This window comes from Flavobacterium omnivorum, assembly GCF_900099915.1.
Classification (GTDB): Bacteria; Bacteroidota; Bacteroidia; order Flavobacteriales; family Flavobacteriaceae; genus Flavobacterium; species Flavobacterium omnivorum.
Genome location: NZ_FNDB01000004.1, coordinates 271,424 through 287,063, shown reverse-complemented (window position 1 = coordinate 287,063; position 15,640 = coordinate 271,424). Strand labels below are relative to the sequence as shown.

The following is a 15,640-nucleotide window of genomic DNA, read 5'->3' as shown; positions in this document are numbered from 1 at the left end:
CGGTAATTTTTAGCCCCGATGGAAACGACATCCTGTTGTGGCGGGGTTCGCCACAACAGATATAGTGTACAGCGGGATTAGCTCCTAAAAACGGTTCTCTATACATTTTTTGTTTTGCTTCGCTACAAAAAAACACTTGAACTGATGTTATTGATACTTAAACCTGAGCGTTAGTGTTAATCTTCGTCCGGTTCGTTCATGATTTTTTCACGATATTTTTTCCCGGTTAACAATATCAGTTTCAATTTGTAATCGTCAACAAGCCACTCGCGGTAATTTTTGCTGCACTGACTTAAACATTTGGAGTAGCGTTTGATGCGGCAATCAATGTCATCCTCTAACAATTTTCCCAATATTTTGGCCTCTTGCAAAGTATCCGAATTATCTACACACATAGCAGCGTGTTGTTCTAAGGATTTTTCCAGCACTTCTTTGGAACGCAAATTTTGTTTAATGATGAGTTTGTGCTCTTCATCAACATCAAAGGCTACAACGGCCGTTTTGCTAAATTTTTCACGCAATTCAGGTGGCATGCTGTATTTAAAATACAATTCAATTTCCGTATCATCACGTAAATTTTCCAAGTAAAACTCGGGTGATTTAAAGATGTGTTGCCAGTTAACCGGCTCGCTCCACAGTCCAAATCTTGCCGCATTATTTCCTAAATCGATTACGTTAAAAACATCTTTATTAGGCAATTTTCTGGAACCACGACCAATCATTTGATAGTATAATGTCAAAGATTTTGTAGCTCTATTCAATATTATAGTTTCTACTGTAGGCTCATCAAAACCGGTGGTAAGAATCCCAACTGACGTTAAAATAGCATCCGGCGTGTGTTTGAACCAATGTAAAATATCTTTTCTCTCCTCGTTATTGCTGGTATTATCTAAATGGCGAATGGCATAACCGGCTTCTCTAAATGTTTCATAAACATATAATGATGTATTGATTCCATTATTGAAAATTAGGGTTTTCTTACCTAACGATTTCTCCGTGTAGGCATGCAATAATTTTTCCTGCATGGCCATATTGGTATATAAATCATCTGATGATTTTACCGTATAATCTCCGTTGATTCCTACTTTTAAGGAGGTCAAACCCACATCATAACTATATGTGACTGCTTTTGCTAAAAATCCATTAGCGATCAAAGAGCTAATGGTATCGCCTACGATTAATTCATCGTAGCTTTCATGCATTGGCAACTTAATATTTGAACTTAAAGGTGTTGCGGTAACTCCTAAAATGAAAGCATTTTTAAAAGAACTTAATAATTTTCTAAAAGAGTTGTAATGCGCCTCATCGATGATTACTAAACCTACATTATCTAAATGTAGTTTTTCATCGTTGATACGGTTTTTCAAGGTTTCAACCATGGCAACAAAACAAGAATAATCGTTTTGGTCCGGAAGTTCTTTTACTTTACTGTTGATAATTTTGTTTTTTACGTCAAAACCCTTCAGCATTTTTGAAGTTTGCTTGCACAACTCAATTCGGTGTGTTAAAACAACTACTTTTTTATCATGTTGTGATAAATATCGGCGAACGATTTCTGAAAAAACTACTGTTTTTCCGCCACCAGTAGGCAACTGGTATAATAAATGGTGCTGAGGAGGTGCATTATCTATGCGCTCAAATATGGCATCAATATCGCCTTTTTGATAGGCGTAAAGTTCTTTTTTGTCTTCGATTTCTATTTCTGAAGTGTTTTGGGACATTGCTTATTGTTGGATTTTTGCAAAAATACGCCTAAAAAACAGTTTAACTGTCACTTTTAATTAAAAAAAAAGGGGATAGATTAAATAAAATTCAATTATAACACCATTTAATACTCAATACGTTCTAAAACGGCATTAAATTCAGGTTCATTATACCATTTCTGGTTGATTGTTTGCTGATGAATGACTTTTAATCGGGATTTGAACTCCTGCAGTATTCCATTTGAAATCAAAAAAATAACGGCTTGTTCAAAGGAATTGAACATACTTTTAAAAAATAATTCGTGCTTGATTACATTTTCCAAAGCAAATGTTTGAGCAATTTCAATATTGTAAAGCATAACATCGGCAATTACAAAGGGATCTACACCCAAAAGAATGAAATGTTTGATGTATTTTTGAGCAACGGAGCGTCTCATTTTTGGTTTGCTGCGTCTCCCCGATTTTTTTAGAGGATAGTATTCGTTTGAAATTTTGAGTTTGCATTCCTGTAAAAGTGTTTCTTCCTTTGGATTAAAAACAAAATTATAATACACTTTTACGGGACTGAATTTCTCATACAATTCGATAATTTGTTCTTCGAGTTGCTCTTTATTTAATTCAGACAAATATTTTTTTAAATCGCGTTTGCTCATTATCAAAGTTTAAGGATACAAAAGTAATTTACTTTAGGAATCAATGTGCCGTAAATCAAGGATATTACTTAATTTTACACAAATAAAGGTAAATGTTCCTTTTTTCAAAACCTATTTTTTTACTTTTATACCTAAATTTAATCTTATGCTCAAAATTTTCAAAATTGTCGCTATACTCGAAGGCGTTTCTTATTTGGCTTTATTTTCAAATATGCTAGCCGTAAAACCAACTAATTTAGTTCTTTATAAAACATTGCTTTTCCCAATAGGAATGGCTCACGGAATCCTATTTGTAAGTTATATCATATTAGCTATTATGCTGAAATTTGAACAAAACTGGGATTATAAAAAATTTGGAATTATCAGTTTGGGTTCTCTAATTCCTTTTGGAACTTTTTATGTAGATAAGAAATATTTACAAAATGTATAAATTTATAGAGAAAATATTCACTTTTCTATATCCTGTTTTTCGTAAATGGGGATTGGGAAGCAGCACCGCTTCGTATCTTAGTTTAGTATTGAATATTATTGTTTTATGCTTGATGGCGTATGTCATCTATGTTATTTTTCGTCTTGTTTTAGTTACTATAATGGCCGTTATTGCTCAAAAAACTAAAACTAAATTTGACGATTTATTAGTTACAAATAAGACAGCCAAATATATTGCGCACTTAATTCCACTTTTATTTATTTACAAATCAGTTCCCATAATTTTGGATCGATTTGTTTATTGGGAAACTTTTTTTGGCAAGCTCGTCGGAATCTACATCATCATTTTAGTGCTATGGATTATACGCACTATTTTTAATGCGCTGCGGGATTACTTAAAGTTAAAACCCCGCTACAGCGATAAGCCAATCGATAGTTTTATTCAGGTCATTATGATCATGCTATGGGTGATTGGAATAACCTTAATCATTTCAAAATTGTTTGAAATTGATCAAAAAGAGCTATTGACGATTTTAGGAGCTGTTTCGGCGGTAATTATCTTAATTTTCAGAGATACTATTTTGGGTTTTGTATCCAGTGTTCAGGTTTCTATAAATGATATGGTTCGAATTGGAGACTGGATCACAATGGATAAATTTGGAGCCGATGGCGATGTCATCGAAATCAATTTAGCAACGGTAAAAGTTCGAAATTTTGATAATACCACCACTACTATTCCTACCTATAGTTTGAGTTCGGATTCGTTTCAAAACTGGCGAGGCATGCTGAATTCTGACGGTCGACGTATTAAAAGACATATACTTATTAAAACAAGTAGTATTCGGTTTTTAGAAGAAGCAGAATTGGATAATTTAAAAAAAATTCATCTAATATCGGATTATCTTGACAACCGAAAAGTAGAAATTGATGAATACAACGCAGCAAATAAAATAGACAAATCACTTGCAATTAATGGTCGAAACATGACCAATTTAGGCTTATTTCGAAAATATATAACAGAATATTTACTAAATTATCCTGAATTAAATAAAGACATGTTGATGCTTTGTCGCCAGTTGCAATCTACTTCGCATGGTGTTCCTCTGGAAGTTTATGCGTTTTCCCATGACAAACGATTTGAGAATTACGAATACATCATGTCTGATATATTTGATCATATTATTGCCTCAGTAGGTTATTTTGATTTGGAAATTTTTGAAACTATCTCTGAAACTGATTTCAAAATATAAAGAAAATACCAAACACGTACTACTTTAATTTACAATCATATAGCTTAACGTTGATATATTCTATTGCCGATTTTCCATGGGCTTTTGGTTTTCCATCCGCGTCTAAATCTACCATTGTAGTATGATCAAATGTGATAATCGTTTCGCGCTTCATCATGTTTCTTGCCTCACACTTTAAAGTCTGGGAAGTAATTCCAAATTTGATGACATCAATACCAATTTCGATAATATTACCTTGTCTCGCTGACTTCTAAAATTGATTTTTGACCTGTTTTTAGTTAAGATTCGGGTGTTTTGTAGATGCATAATGGTGTGCACAGCTAATTCTTCATCGATCCAAGTTCATAATTTACCTCAAAATAAAGTACCATTGGGGGTTTAAATCTTCGGATTTTACTCGTTTTCGGGTATGAAATCTCATAATTTTTTATTTATAAGTGTAAAATTAAGCTATTCCTATTTCATTTTTTTTTAATTTTAAAGAAAAAAAAATGAACACACGAGATACATTTTTAAATGATTTTAGAGGACAAACAATAGGTTCAGTAACCACACAATCTACAACAGAAGAATCATTTCAAAATGAGGTACTTCGCCCTATTCTAAAGTTACAAAATGACTTATTTATTGCTTCTTTCCTCAATTATGCAAGCAAAAATAAAACTGATTTTCAAACCTATACCATCGAAAAAAAAATGGCTACTATGGAAAATGCAGTACAAAAAGATACCAAGTTTAGAAATATCTTAAAAGGAATGGTAATCGGTTTATTTACCGCAACGGAATACGATATTTATTCAAAAAACGCCTCTAAAATAAACAAGCGAATGATGAGTATGTTAGTGGAACGATTAAAAAGTCAAGTACAACTCTTTGAAACAAAGTCAAAGTAGAGAAGCAATTTTCACCTTTTTTATTTTTATTACTTCAATTACATAAAAAGGAAATAATTGATTTAGTCAAGATGCTTAATTTTGGCTTACAAAATATTTTTTTTAGCATAACAAGCGGTTAAACCGATTTGGGTTTATTGATTTTAATTTAAAAAACAGGGCCTTATTTATCTAAAAATTACCATTTATTTCCAATTTGGTAATCCTAATCTCTTTTATAATAAATAGTAGTTAAGTATGCTATTATGTGCTTTTTGTATGATTTTTTTCATTATAATTGTTAAAAGTAAATAGTATGAAAGAAGAGTATTTCAAATGGTATTCTCCAAATTTAAATAGAGATATTGAAATGTTGGTTTTTGGACATACTGGATATCCTGTGATCTTATTTCCAACTTCGATGGGAAGTTACCATGAAAATAAAGATATGGGATTGATCGGATCCGCAAAATGGTACCTTGAGCAAGGTTTAATCCAAATATTTTGTCCGGATAGTATTGACAAAGATAGTTTTTACAATAAAAATATTCATTCTGTTCATCGCATAGAAAATCACGTCAGATATGACAAAATGATTTGCTATGAAATTGTTGAGATGATAAAAAACAATACTTCCTCAGGAAAAGTAGCTATGGCAGGTTGCAGTTTTGGGGGCTATCATGCCGCAAATTTTGCATTTAGACATCCTTGTTATGTAAGTCACCTATTTTCTATGAGTGGTGCTTTCAATATCAAGAGTTTCTTGGATGGTTTTCATAATGACGATGTATTTTACAATAGTCCTGAAGATTATTTGTATGGACTAGACGACCGCGAATTATGGAATATGGACATTGTTCTTGGCACCTCTAATTGGGACATTTGTTTTGACGCTAACCTAAAAATGAGTAAAGTGCTTACGGATAGAAATATCCACCATTGGTTAGACATTCGTCAGGAACGAAAACACGATTGGCCTGTTTGGCAAGAAATGTTTCCCCACTATTTATCAAGAATCAAGTTTTTTTAAAAGTAGCAAGAATCGAGTATTAAGTATAAAGACCAGCAACAAGATGAAAAAAATTGGGATATTATTTGGAATGGAAGATACGTTTCCACAAGCATTTATAGATCGTGTGAATTCAAAAAATGAAAAAGGAATAATTGCAGAAGCAGTCGCTATTGATAAAGTAGTTCAAAATAAAGATGGAGAATATGCTGTAATTATTGACCGAATATCACAAGATGTCCCTTTTTATCGTGCCTATTTAAAAAACGCTGCTTTAACAGGAACCAATGTAATCAACAATCCGTTTTGGTGGAGCGCTGATGACAAGTTTTTCAACAATTCATTAGCGGTCACGTTGGGCGTTCCATTACCTAACACTGTAATTCTTCCTTCGGCTGAACATCCTACAGACACGACTGGAAAATCATTTCGCAACCTAAAATACCCAATGGATTGGGAAGGAATATTTCAATATATTGGCTTTCCTGCGTATATGAAACCCTACGCTGGCGGTGGTTGGAAAAACGTATACCGTTTAGAAAACATTGAAGAATTTTGGGAAAAACATCAGGAAACAGGACAATTAGTAATGATGTTACAAGAGGAAATCGTTTTTACGGAATATTTTAGAGTGTACTGTTTGGGTTGCAAAGCCGTTAGAATTATGCAATACGAACCAAGGAATCCCCATCATTTGCGTTATGTAATTAATGGTCCTCCAGTAGATACAAAATTATTAGCCACTATAAAAGACTATACTTTAAAACTGTGTAAAGGCTTAGGATACGATTTTAATACCGTAGAATTTGCCGTTCGTGACGGGATTCCGTATGCGATAGATTTTGGAAATCCTGCCCCTGACGCTGAATTAACTTCAGTTGGTGCTGAAAATTTTGAGTGGGTCGTTGAAGAGGCTGCGAAAATGGCTATTGCTGCCGCAAAAAAACAAAAAGCAGGAAAGATGAATTTGACTTGGGGAACTTTTATTAAAGATGCAGTAAAATAGTTTTCAGCCACAGTATTCAGTAAACAGACTGAAAACTGCGACTGCGACTGAACACTAAAAAAATAATTATGTTAAAGAAACTACCTGTTTTTACACTTGGTGTAGAAGAAGAATACCAAATTATAGATCCTGTTTCAAGAGATTTGCGGTCGCATTTATCTAAAATTGTGGATGGTGCTAAAATTATTTTGAATGAGCAGGTAAAGGCTGAAATGCATCAATCTGTAGTGGAAGTGGGAACTAATATTTGCAATAATGTAAATGATGCTAAAAATGAGATTCGGTTTTTGCGCTCTAAAATTGTAGAATTGGCCGACAAACAAGATCTAATTGTTGGCGGAGCTGGTACACATCCTTTTTCGAAATGGCAAGATCAGCCTATCACTGACGATCCAAGATATCACGATATAGTCAATGAATTGCAGGATGCAGCGCGTTCTAATTTAATTTTTGGAATGCATTGCCACGTAGGAATTGAAAATCGAGAAATTGGTTTACAATTGATGAATCAGGCCACTTATTTTTTGCCGCATATCTTTGCGCTTTCGACTAATTCCCCATTTTGGGAAGGAAGACAAACCGGTTATAAATCCTTTAGAACAAAGGTTTTTGATAAATTTCCGAGGACAGGATTGCCAGAATATTTTGATTCTGTTAGTTCGTATGATAATTATCTGGAAACTCTGGTAAAAACTAATTGCATTGATAACCCTAAGAAAATTTGGTGGGATTTGCGTCTGCATCCGTTTTATAACACGATTGAATTTAGGATTTGCGATATGTCATTGACAGTCGATGAAACGATTTGCATTGTCGCTATAATTCAAGCAATTGTAGCCAAATTGTACAAATTGAACATGAACAATACTAGTTTTAACGTCTATCGATTGGCTTTAATTAAGGAAAATAAATTTCGAGCTGCACGCTACGGAATTGAGAATAACATGATTGATTTTGGTTTGCAAAAGGAGGTGGAAACAAAAATGCTAATTTTAGAATTACTAGATTTTATTGATGATGTAGTGGACGAATTAGGCAGTCGAGACGATATCAATTACGTTCATGAAATTCTGAAACATGGAACCGGAGCCGATAAGCAATTGGCTGTTTTTCAAGAAACAGGAAGTCTGTCAAGTGTGGTCGACTTTATAACAGGTGAGTTTACCAAGGGATTATAAAATATAAAGTACCTTTGCTTATTATTTTTTAGAACTACGATTATGTTAAATAAAATTATAAAAATTGCACTCTTAGATATGTACAACGGAGAACCCAATCAGGGCATGCGCTGTATTATTGATGTGGTGAACAGATTTAGTCCTGTAGTGAGTTTTGAAATATTTGATGTTCGAGGAAAATGCGAATTACCAGATATCAGTAAATTCGATATTTATATTTCTACTGGAGGCCCCGGAAATCCTTTGATAGGAGATGGAAATTGGGATACCAAATACTATGAATTCATTGATTCGTTGACAAAGTGGAATAATGAAAACGAAATAAAAAAGCATGTGCTGTTTATTTGTCATTCGTTCCAAATGGCTTGCTTGCATTTTGGATTAGCGACAATTACAAAAAGAAACGACACCTCTTTTGGAGTAATGACTATTCATAAAACAAAAGAAGGCATTACCGATCCTTTATTTGAAGGTTTGGCTGATCCTTTTTATGCAATTGATTCTAGAGATTATCAAGTGGTACAACCAAAACTCAGTATTTTCGCTAAAAAAGGAGCTAAAATTATCTCTTTGGAGAAAATTAGAGATCATGTGCAATACGAACGCGCAATTATGGCAGTTCGGTTTACTGATTATTTTGTAGGTACACAATTTCATCCTGAAGCAGATCCAATAAGCTTTGTTTCACACATGAGAAATAAAGATGCGAAGGAGAAAATCAAGAATATGAAAGGAAAAAAGAAGTTTCGCAACATGTTAGAGGATCTAATGGATGATGATAAAATTTACAGAACCAATGAAACATTAATCCCTAATTTCCTTCGGATAGCGATAAATGACTTGATGAAAACAAAAAAAATGCTTTCTAATTAATACCATCTATTTCAAATGATTGCAAAATATCGGGAGTTATTTAATACTCAATTTACAGAAAAAAAATATCAGGAATTCAAAAATGATATTGCTTCCGATTTTAATTATTTGCCTACATTCCGGTTAGGAGAAACCCCTTTTTTTATTTCGAAGGACTTAAAAAATCAATTGATTGAGGGCTGTAATGATGTTATAGCTTTTATTAAAAAGAATGACTTTAAATCATTTACAGACAAGTCTTTAGAAATAAATCAGAAAGTACCTAATGAAGATGAACACACTACTTTTTTAGCCATTGATTTTGGTATTTGCGAAGAAGACGGCGTGGTTATCCCAAAATTAATCGAGGTACAAGGATTTCCATCTTTATACAATTATCAAGTCAATTTGTATGAGAAATTTAAAAATCACTATCCCTTTCTAAAAGAGTTAACTCCTTTCATAACGGATGTTGATCAGCAAGAGTATATGTCTATTCTTGAAGACGCAATTTGCAACAATCATCCCACAGAAAATGTCATTCTGCTTGAAATAGAACCTGAAAAACAAAATACCAAAATTGACTTTTATTATTGTCAAAGGGATATCGGTATTCCAATAGTATGTGTTACAGAATTGATAAAAAAAGGCAAACAACTGTATTACAAAAATGATAACGGTGATGAGATTTTGATAAAACGAATCTATAATCGGGTTATTTTTGATGAATTAGATTTGCGTACAGATTTAAAACTTGATTTCAATTTCTCCGATGATGTTGATGTCGAATGGGCTGGTCACCCCAATTGGTTTTTCAGAATCAGTAAATTTATATTACCCTTTTTAAAAGGAAAATATTTTATTGAAACCACACTCTTAAGCGAGCTAAAGGAAATTCCTGAGGATTTAGAAAATTATGTTTTAAAGCCCTTATTCTCCTTTTCAGGAACAGGCGTTATTTTCCATGTTACTCAAGCGGATATCGAAGCAGTAGTAGAAAAAGAACTTTATATATTGCAAAAAAAGGTACACTACCTTCCTATTGTTCAATCTCCTGACGGCAAAGTAAAAGCAGAAGTGCGCATCCTTTGCGTTTGGAAGAAAGAGGATAAATCCCCTACTCTACTGTGTAATCTTGTAAGATTGAGCCGTGGTGAAATGATAGGCGTAAAGTTCAATAAAGATAAAGATTGGGTTGGTGGTACTTTGGGTTTATTTGAAAGATAACTATTATCCTCGTTGGGGTCTTACATTTTTTAAGAAACAAACTGAAATTTTATTTGTTTTTTTATCGTATTATCACGTTAGTTGATCTTAATTTACAAAAAAAATATTTGAACATCAATAGACTACATTTTTTTGGTGTAAATGTCATTTTAACGCATTGAAAGACTTTTTATCGAATTTATATCTATTTTTTATAAATAATAACTTGTTAATAAAGTATTAATTTAAATTTAATACTGACTTTTCTTCCTTTTTTAATTTCCTGAATGTAACTTTTTAGAAGATATCATCCATTTCAATGATACTTTAATGAATTTTTTTGTCTGATTTCCTTAATAATTTGAAAAATATGGAATTATTCAATATTTTAACATAAAAAAAATCAACCTGTTTTTTTTTTCTTTATTATTGTAAAGTTATACTAAATTTTGAATAATCATTAATTTTAATAATTAGCAAATGAATAGAAGAGAAGCACTTAAAAGCGTTGCGTTTTTAATGGGAAGCGCAATCTCCGCAACTACAATGGGAGTTTTATTTGAAAGTTTTACTTTGCCCGAAAAAGAGAAAAACCACGTGTCTTTTTCTGCTACGGATGAAGAAATTTTGGCTGAATTCGCCGACATTATTATACCAACTACAGCCTCTTCACCAGGAGCTAAAGCTGCAGGATTGGGTGCTTTTATTCCAATGATTATTAGAGATTGCTATCCTGCGAAGATGCAAGAAATTTTTGCATCAGGATTAAAAGCAATGCAATACCAAAGTTCAAAAGATTTTGGTAAAGATTTCTTGTCAATGTCTGTTGAAGAACGTCAAAAACTGATGACTTCCTTGCGTGATGAGGCAATTGCCAGCAACAGAGCTCCTTCTTTCTTTTTAATAGCTAGAGACTTAACGCTTTTAGGATATTATTCATCTGAAATAGGATGTACACAAGCGCGTGAATATTTACCTGTTCCCGGACGTTATGATGGAAATGCTACTTATGTACCAGGACAAAAAGCTTGGGCAACAAATTAATTGTCAGCGATGATCTTAAATTATTTTAATAAATAAAAAATACTACACGTGAATATAAATACCAATTTAAAAGCGGAAAATACATATGATGCTATTGTTGTAGGATCAGGAATTAGTGGCGGTTGGGCTGCAAAAGAACTTACTGAAAAAGGATTAAAAGTTCTGATGCTAGAACGCGGAATGAACATTGAACATATTACAGATTATGAATCTGCCATGAAAGCTCCCTGGGAATTTGAGCGCGCAGGTAAACTTACTGAAGAACAAAAACGAACACATCCAGTACAAACGAGAGATTATCCATACAATGAGGCTACCGAAAAATGGTGGGTTAATGATTTAGAATGTCCGTACACAGAAGACAAACGTTTTGATTGGTACAGAGGATTTCATGTGGGTGGAAAATCGTTGATGTGGGGTCGCCAAAGTTACCGTTTTAGTGACCATAACTTTGAAGATAATGCTAAAGATGGTCACGGTAACGACTGGCCTATTCGTTATAAAGACCTTACAAAATGGTACGATTATGTAGAAAAATTTGTAGGAATCAGTGGTCAAGCCGAAAATTGGCCATTATTACCAGACGGTAAATTTTTACCTCCAATGGATCTAAACTGTGTAGAAAAATCAGTTAAAGAAAGACTTGAAAAACATTACAATAAAACCCGAATTCTTACTATTGGACGTACCGCTAATTTAACGGTACCTCATAAAGGACGCGGTAGTTGTCAATATAGAAATTTGTGCAGCCGTGGTTGTCCGTTTGGAGCTTATTTTAGTACACAATCATCAACATTGCCTGCTGCTATGGCAACCAATAGATTAACTGTAAGACCCTACTCCATCGTAAATCACATCATTTATGACAAAGACACCAAAAAAGCAAAAGGTGTAATGGTTATTGATGCAGAAACAAATGAAACCATGGAGTTTTTTGCTAAAATTGTTTTTGTGAATGCTTCTACTTTAGGTTCTACTTTCTTATTATTGAACTCAACTTCAGAGGCACATCCAAATGGAATGGGTAACGCCAGTGGACAATTAGGACATAATTTAATGGATCATCATTTCCGTTGTGGTGCTGAAGGAAGTGCTGAAGGTTTTGAAGATAAATATACCTACGGAAGAAGAGCCAACGGAATTTACATTCCACGATACCAGAATGTAGGAAATGACAAACGTGATTATTTAAGAGGTTTTGGTTACCAAGGTGGTGCCAGTAGAGGATCATGGCATAAAGAAGTTGCCGAATTAGCTTTTGGTGAAAACTTTAAAGCGACTATGTCATTACCTGCTGATTCCTGGAGTATGGGATTAGGTGGTTTTGGAGAAATGCTACCGTATTATGAAAATAAAGTATATATCGATCATAATAAAAAAGACAAATGGGGACAACCTGTTTTGGCTATTGATTGTGAATACAAAGAAAATGAAGCAAAAATGCGCGAAGACATGATGAATGATGCTGCGGAAATGTTGGAAGCATCTGGAATCAAAAATGTACAAACCTATGATAATGATTGTTATCCTGGAATGGCTATTCACGAAATGGGTACTGCCAGAATGGGGAACGATCCTAAAGATTCTGTACTAAATAAGTGGAATCAATTACATGAAGTAAGTAATGTTTTTGTTACAGATGGTGCATGCATGCCTTCTATTGCTTGCCAAAATCCATCATTAACATTTATGGCTTTAACAGCAAGAGCCTGTGATTATGCAGTAAAAGAATTAAAAAAAGGAAATATTTAGGTTCATCATTATGAGAAAATTAAGAATGGGAATGGTCGGTGGTGGCCAAGATGCCTTTATAGGTGCAATTCACCGCTTAGCTGCCAATATGGATGGACTAATTGAATTAAAGTGTGGAGCATTAAGTATAAAACCCGAAACAGCAAGAGCCTCAGGTAAAGCCTTGTTTCTTCCGGAATCAAGAACATATTTAACGTATGACGAAATGATTAAAGCGGAAGCGGCTTTACCTGCTGACGAAAGAATCGATTTTGTCACTATTGTTACTCCAAATTTCGCACATTTTGCACCTGCAATGATGGCTTTGGAGCATGGTTTTAATGTAGTAATTGAAAAACCAATGACTTTTTCATTGGAAGAAGCAAAACTATTGAAACAAAAAGTGGAAGAAACAGGACTGATACTTTGCTTAACACATACCTACTCTGGTTATCCAATGGTCAAGCAAGCGAAAGCAATGGTTAGAGAAGGGAAACTGGGTAAGATCAGAAAAGTTTTAGTTGAATATCCTCAAGGTTGGCTGAGCACACTTTCAGAAAGAGAAGGAAACGCGCAAGCAGCTTGGAGAACGGATCCTAAAAAATCTGGAAAAAGTTCTGTAATGGGTGATATTGGAACTCATGCCTCACATTTAGCTGAATATATTATCGGTGCTAAAATTACTGATGTTTGCGCAGAATTAAACACATTAGTTGAAGGCCGCCTGATGGATGATGATGGCGCTGTTTTGCTAAAATTTGACAATGGTGCTAAAGGAGTTTTAATCGCATCGCAAGTTGCAGCCGGAGAAGAAAACGCTTTGAAAATCAGAGTTTATGGCGAAAAAGGTGGAATCGAGTGGTTTCAACACGATCCAAACACTTTAACAGTAAGATGGCTAAATGAGCCAGCTCAAATTTTAAGAGCTGGATCCAATTATAACTATTTATCATCTTTTGCAACTCATAATTGTCGTACGCCCGGCGGCCATCCAGAAGGTTATTTAGAAGCATTTGCTAATATTTATCGCAACTTTGCTTTAACATTAGGCTGTAAACTAGATGGCATCGAACCTACTCCTGAAATGCTAGACTTCCCTTCTGTCGAAGATGGATTAAGAGGAATGGCGTTTATAGAAAATGTAGTAGCATCATCTCAATCGGATAAAAAATGGACTCCTTACCTTTTATAATAAAGTAGGAATTCATAAAAGTTTTACACAAAATATAATATGACAACAATACAAGGTCCTGCAGTATTTTTAGCGCAATTTATCAGTGATGAAGCTCCTTTTAATTCCTTAGACGGAATTTGTAAGTGGGCAGTTGATATAGGTTTTAAAGGGATACAAATGCCTACAACTGATAGCCGATTTATTGATTTGCAAAAAGCTGCAGAAAGTAAAACCTACGCTGATGAACTCAAAGGAACAATTGCTTCTTACGGATTAGAAATCACTGAATTATCAACTCATTTACAAGGTCAATTAGTGGCTGTTCATCCTGCCTATGATGACTTTTTTGATGCTTTTGCACCGAAAAATGTTCATGGGAAACCAAAAGCAAGACAAGAATGGGCCGTTCAACAATTGAAATATGCTGCAAAAGCATCCCAAAATTTAGGATTAAATGCACACGCGACTTTCAGTGGTTCATTGCTTTGGCAATATTTCCATCCCTGGCCACAAAGACCTCCAGGTTTAGTGGAAGATGGATTTGCTGAATTGGCTAAACGCTGGTTACCCATTTTAAATGAGTTTGATCAAAATGGGGTTGATCTTTGCTATGAAATTCATCCAGGAGAAGATTTATTTGATGGTGAAACGTATGAAATGTTTTTGAAGGCTGTAAATAACCATTCTAGAGCTTGTTTATTATATGATCCCTCACATTTTGTATTGCAGCAATTAGATTACATTCAATATATCGATTTTTACCATGAAAGAATCAAAGCTTTTCACGTAAAGGATGCCGAGTTTAATCCTACCGGAAAGCAAGGAACTTTTGGAGGATATCAAAGTTGGGTAAACCGTGCTGGACGCTATCGTTCCCCGGGAGATGGTCAGATTGATTTTAAAACCATTTTCAGCAAACTGGCACAATATGATTTCAAAGGTTGGGCCGTTATGGAATGGGAATGTTGCATTAAAAACCAAGAAGATGGTGCGCGTGAAGGTGCCGAATTTATAAAAAATCATATTATAAAAGTTACCGACAAAGCATTTGATGATTTTGCTGCGGTGGAAACAAATAAGGCCTTTAATAAAAAAAACTTAGGATTATAAAACTTAAATTGAAATGAAAATGAAATTAAAATATTTGCTTTTTGGGGTCGCTTTAATTGGCTTAACCTCATTTTCTAATGATAATTCAGACACAAAATATACTACTGCAAGAAAAGGAACAAATACTGTTTTTCAAGCATCAGAAGGTGAAAAACTTATTGCTAAATCGGATTGTATTGGATGTCATAAATTAGACAAAAAACTGATAGGTCCCTCCTATTTAGAAATCGCTAAAAAATACTCTCTAACTGATAAAAATGTTGCCTATCTAACTGGTAAAATTATAAAAGGGGGTTCTGGAGTTTGGGGTGCTATACCCATGTCAGCTCATGCGTCATTAAAAAAGAATGATGCAAAATCAATGGCAACCTATATTTTATCACTAAAAAAATAATTTCGATACTGTATTCATACCAATAACAC

The 15,640-nt window shown here is 34.0% G+C and carries 15 protein-coding genes and 1 pseudogene; 13 read left to right on the top strand and 3 right to left on the bottom strand.

The features are described 5' to 3' along the window. Positions 1-176: 176 nt before the first annotated feature. Both BLS90_RS06525 and BLS90_RS06520 read right to left on the bottom strand, forming a co-directional pair. On the bottom strand, positions 177-1,721 hold the full coding sequence (locus BLS90_RS06525) for a DEAD/DEAH box helicase (RefSeq protein WP_091256627.1): 1,545 nt from the start codon (positions 1,719-1,721) through the stop codon (positions 177-179). Between the two features lie 107 nt (positions 1,722-1,828). Next, positions 1,829-2,356, bottom strand: coding sequence for a DUF6155 family protein (locus BLS90_RS06520; RefSeq protein ID WP_091256626.1), 528 nt, complete (start codon positions 2,354-2,356; stop codon positions 1,829-1,831). A gap of 145 nt (positions 2,357-2,501) precedes the next feature. On the opposite strand from BLS90_RS06520, the gene BLS90_RS06515 reads away from it, so the two are divergent. Together BLS90_RS06515 and BLS90_RS06510 are read left to right on the top strand one after the other, a co-directional pair. Then, the gene (locus tag BLS90_RS06515; RefSeq protein WP_091256624.1) at positions 2,502-2,786 is read left to right on the top strand and encodes a DUF3817 domain-containing protein; all 285 of its coding nucleotides are present in this window, start codon (positions 2,502-2,504) and stop codon (positions 2,784-2,786) included. Then, positions 2,779-4,035, top strand: coding sequence for a mechanosensitive ion channel family protein (locus BLS90_RS06510; protein ID WP_091256622.1), 1,257 nt, complete (start codon positions 2,779-2,781; stop codon positions 4,033-4,035). The genes BLS90_RS06515 and BLS90_RS06510 overlap by 8 nt, the downstream gene beginning before the upstream one ends. Positions 4,036-4,054: 19 nt before the next feature. Here the strand turns inward: BLS90_RS06510 and BLS90_RS06505 are convergent. Continuing rightward, a pseudogene (locus BLS90_RS06505) lies at positions 4,055-4,456 on the bottom strand (acyl-CoA thioesterase). Positions 4,457-4,526: 70 nt separating this feature from the next. On the opposite strand from BLS90_RS06505, the gene BLS90_RS06500 reads away from it, so the two are divergent. The 11 genes from BLS90_RS06500 (at position 4,527) to BLS90_RS06450 (ending at position 15,611) form a co-directional block, all read left to right on the top strand. Beyond that, complete coding sequence (locus tag BLS90_RS06500) at positions 4,527-4,928, top strand: glyoxalase (protein ID WP_091256619.1); 402 nt, start codon at positions 4,527-4,529, stop codon at positions 4,926-4,928. A gap of 295 nt (positions 4,929-5,223) precedes the next feature. Beyond that, on the top strand, positions 5,224-5,937 hold the full coding sequence (locus BLS90_RS06495; protein WP_091256616.1) for an esterase family protein: 714 nt from the start codon (positions 5,224-5,226) through the stop codon (positions 5,935-5,937). Positions 5,938-5,980: 43 nt separating this feature from the next. Beyond that, positions 5,981-6,922, top strand: coding sequence for an ATP-grasp domain-containing protein (locus BLS90_RS06490; RefSeq protein WP_091256613.1), 942 nt, complete (start codon positions 5,981-5,983; stop codon positions 6,920-6,922). A gap of 68 nt (positions 6,923-6,990) precedes the next feature. Continuing rightward, the gene (locus tag BLS90_RS06485) at positions 6,991-8,100 is read left to right on the top strand and encodes a carboxylate-amine ligase (RefSeq protein ID WP_091256610.1); all 1,110 of its coding nucleotides are present in this window, start codon (positions 6,991-6,993) and stop codon (positions 8,098-8,100) included. 42 nt (positions 8,101-8,142) lie between these two features. Further along, positions 8,143-8,973, top strand: a complete 831-nt coding sequence (locus BLS90_RS06480; RefSeq protein WP_091256608.1) for a type 1 glutamine amidotransferase — start codon at positions 8,143-8,145, stop codon at positions 8,971-8,973. Between the two features lie 15 nt (positions 8,974-8,988). Next, positions 8,989-10,179, top strand: coding sequence for a hypothetical protein (locus BLS90_RS06475; protein ID WP_091256605.1), 1,191 nt, complete (start codon positions 8,989-8,991; stop codon positions 10,177-10,179). 459 nt (positions 10,180-10,638) lie between these two features. Next, positions 10,639-11,202, top strand: coding sequence for a gluconate 2-dehydrogenase subunit 3 family protein (locus tag BLS90_RS06470; protein ID WP_091256603.1), 564 nt, complete (start codon positions 10,639-10,641; stop codon positions 11,200-11,202). 48 nt (positions 11,203-11,250) lie between these two features. Beyond that, the gene (locus BLS90_RS06465) at positions 11,251-12,954 is read left to right on the top strand and encodes a GMC oxidoreductase (protein ID WP_091256600.1); all 1,704 of its coding nucleotides are present in this window, start codon (positions 11,251-11,253) and stop codon (positions 12,952-12,954) included. A 10-nt stretch (positions 12,955-12,964) separates the two neighbouring features. Continuing rightward, the gene (locus BLS90_RS06460) at positions 12,965-14,125 is read left to right on the top strand and encodes a Gfo/Idh/MocA family protein (protein WP_245705056.1); all 1,161 of its coding nucleotides are present in this window, start codon (positions 12,965-12,967) and stop codon (positions 14,123-14,125) included. A 39-nt stretch (positions 14,126-14,164) separates the two neighbouring features. Beyond that, positions 14,165-15,217 (top strand): sugar phosphate isomerase/epimerase family protein, encoded by a 1,053-nt coding sequence (locus BLS90_RS06455; protein ID WP_091256595.1) that lies wholly within the window; start codon positions 14,165-14,167, stop codon positions 15,215-15,217. Positions 15,218-15,236: 19 nt separating this feature from the next. Further along, positions 15,237-15,611, top strand: coding sequence for a c-type cytochrome (locus BLS90_RS06450; protein ID WP_091256822.1), 375 nt, complete (start codon positions 15,237-15,239; stop codon positions 15,609-15,611). The last annotated feature ends 29 nt before the right edge of the window (positions 15,612-15,640 follow it).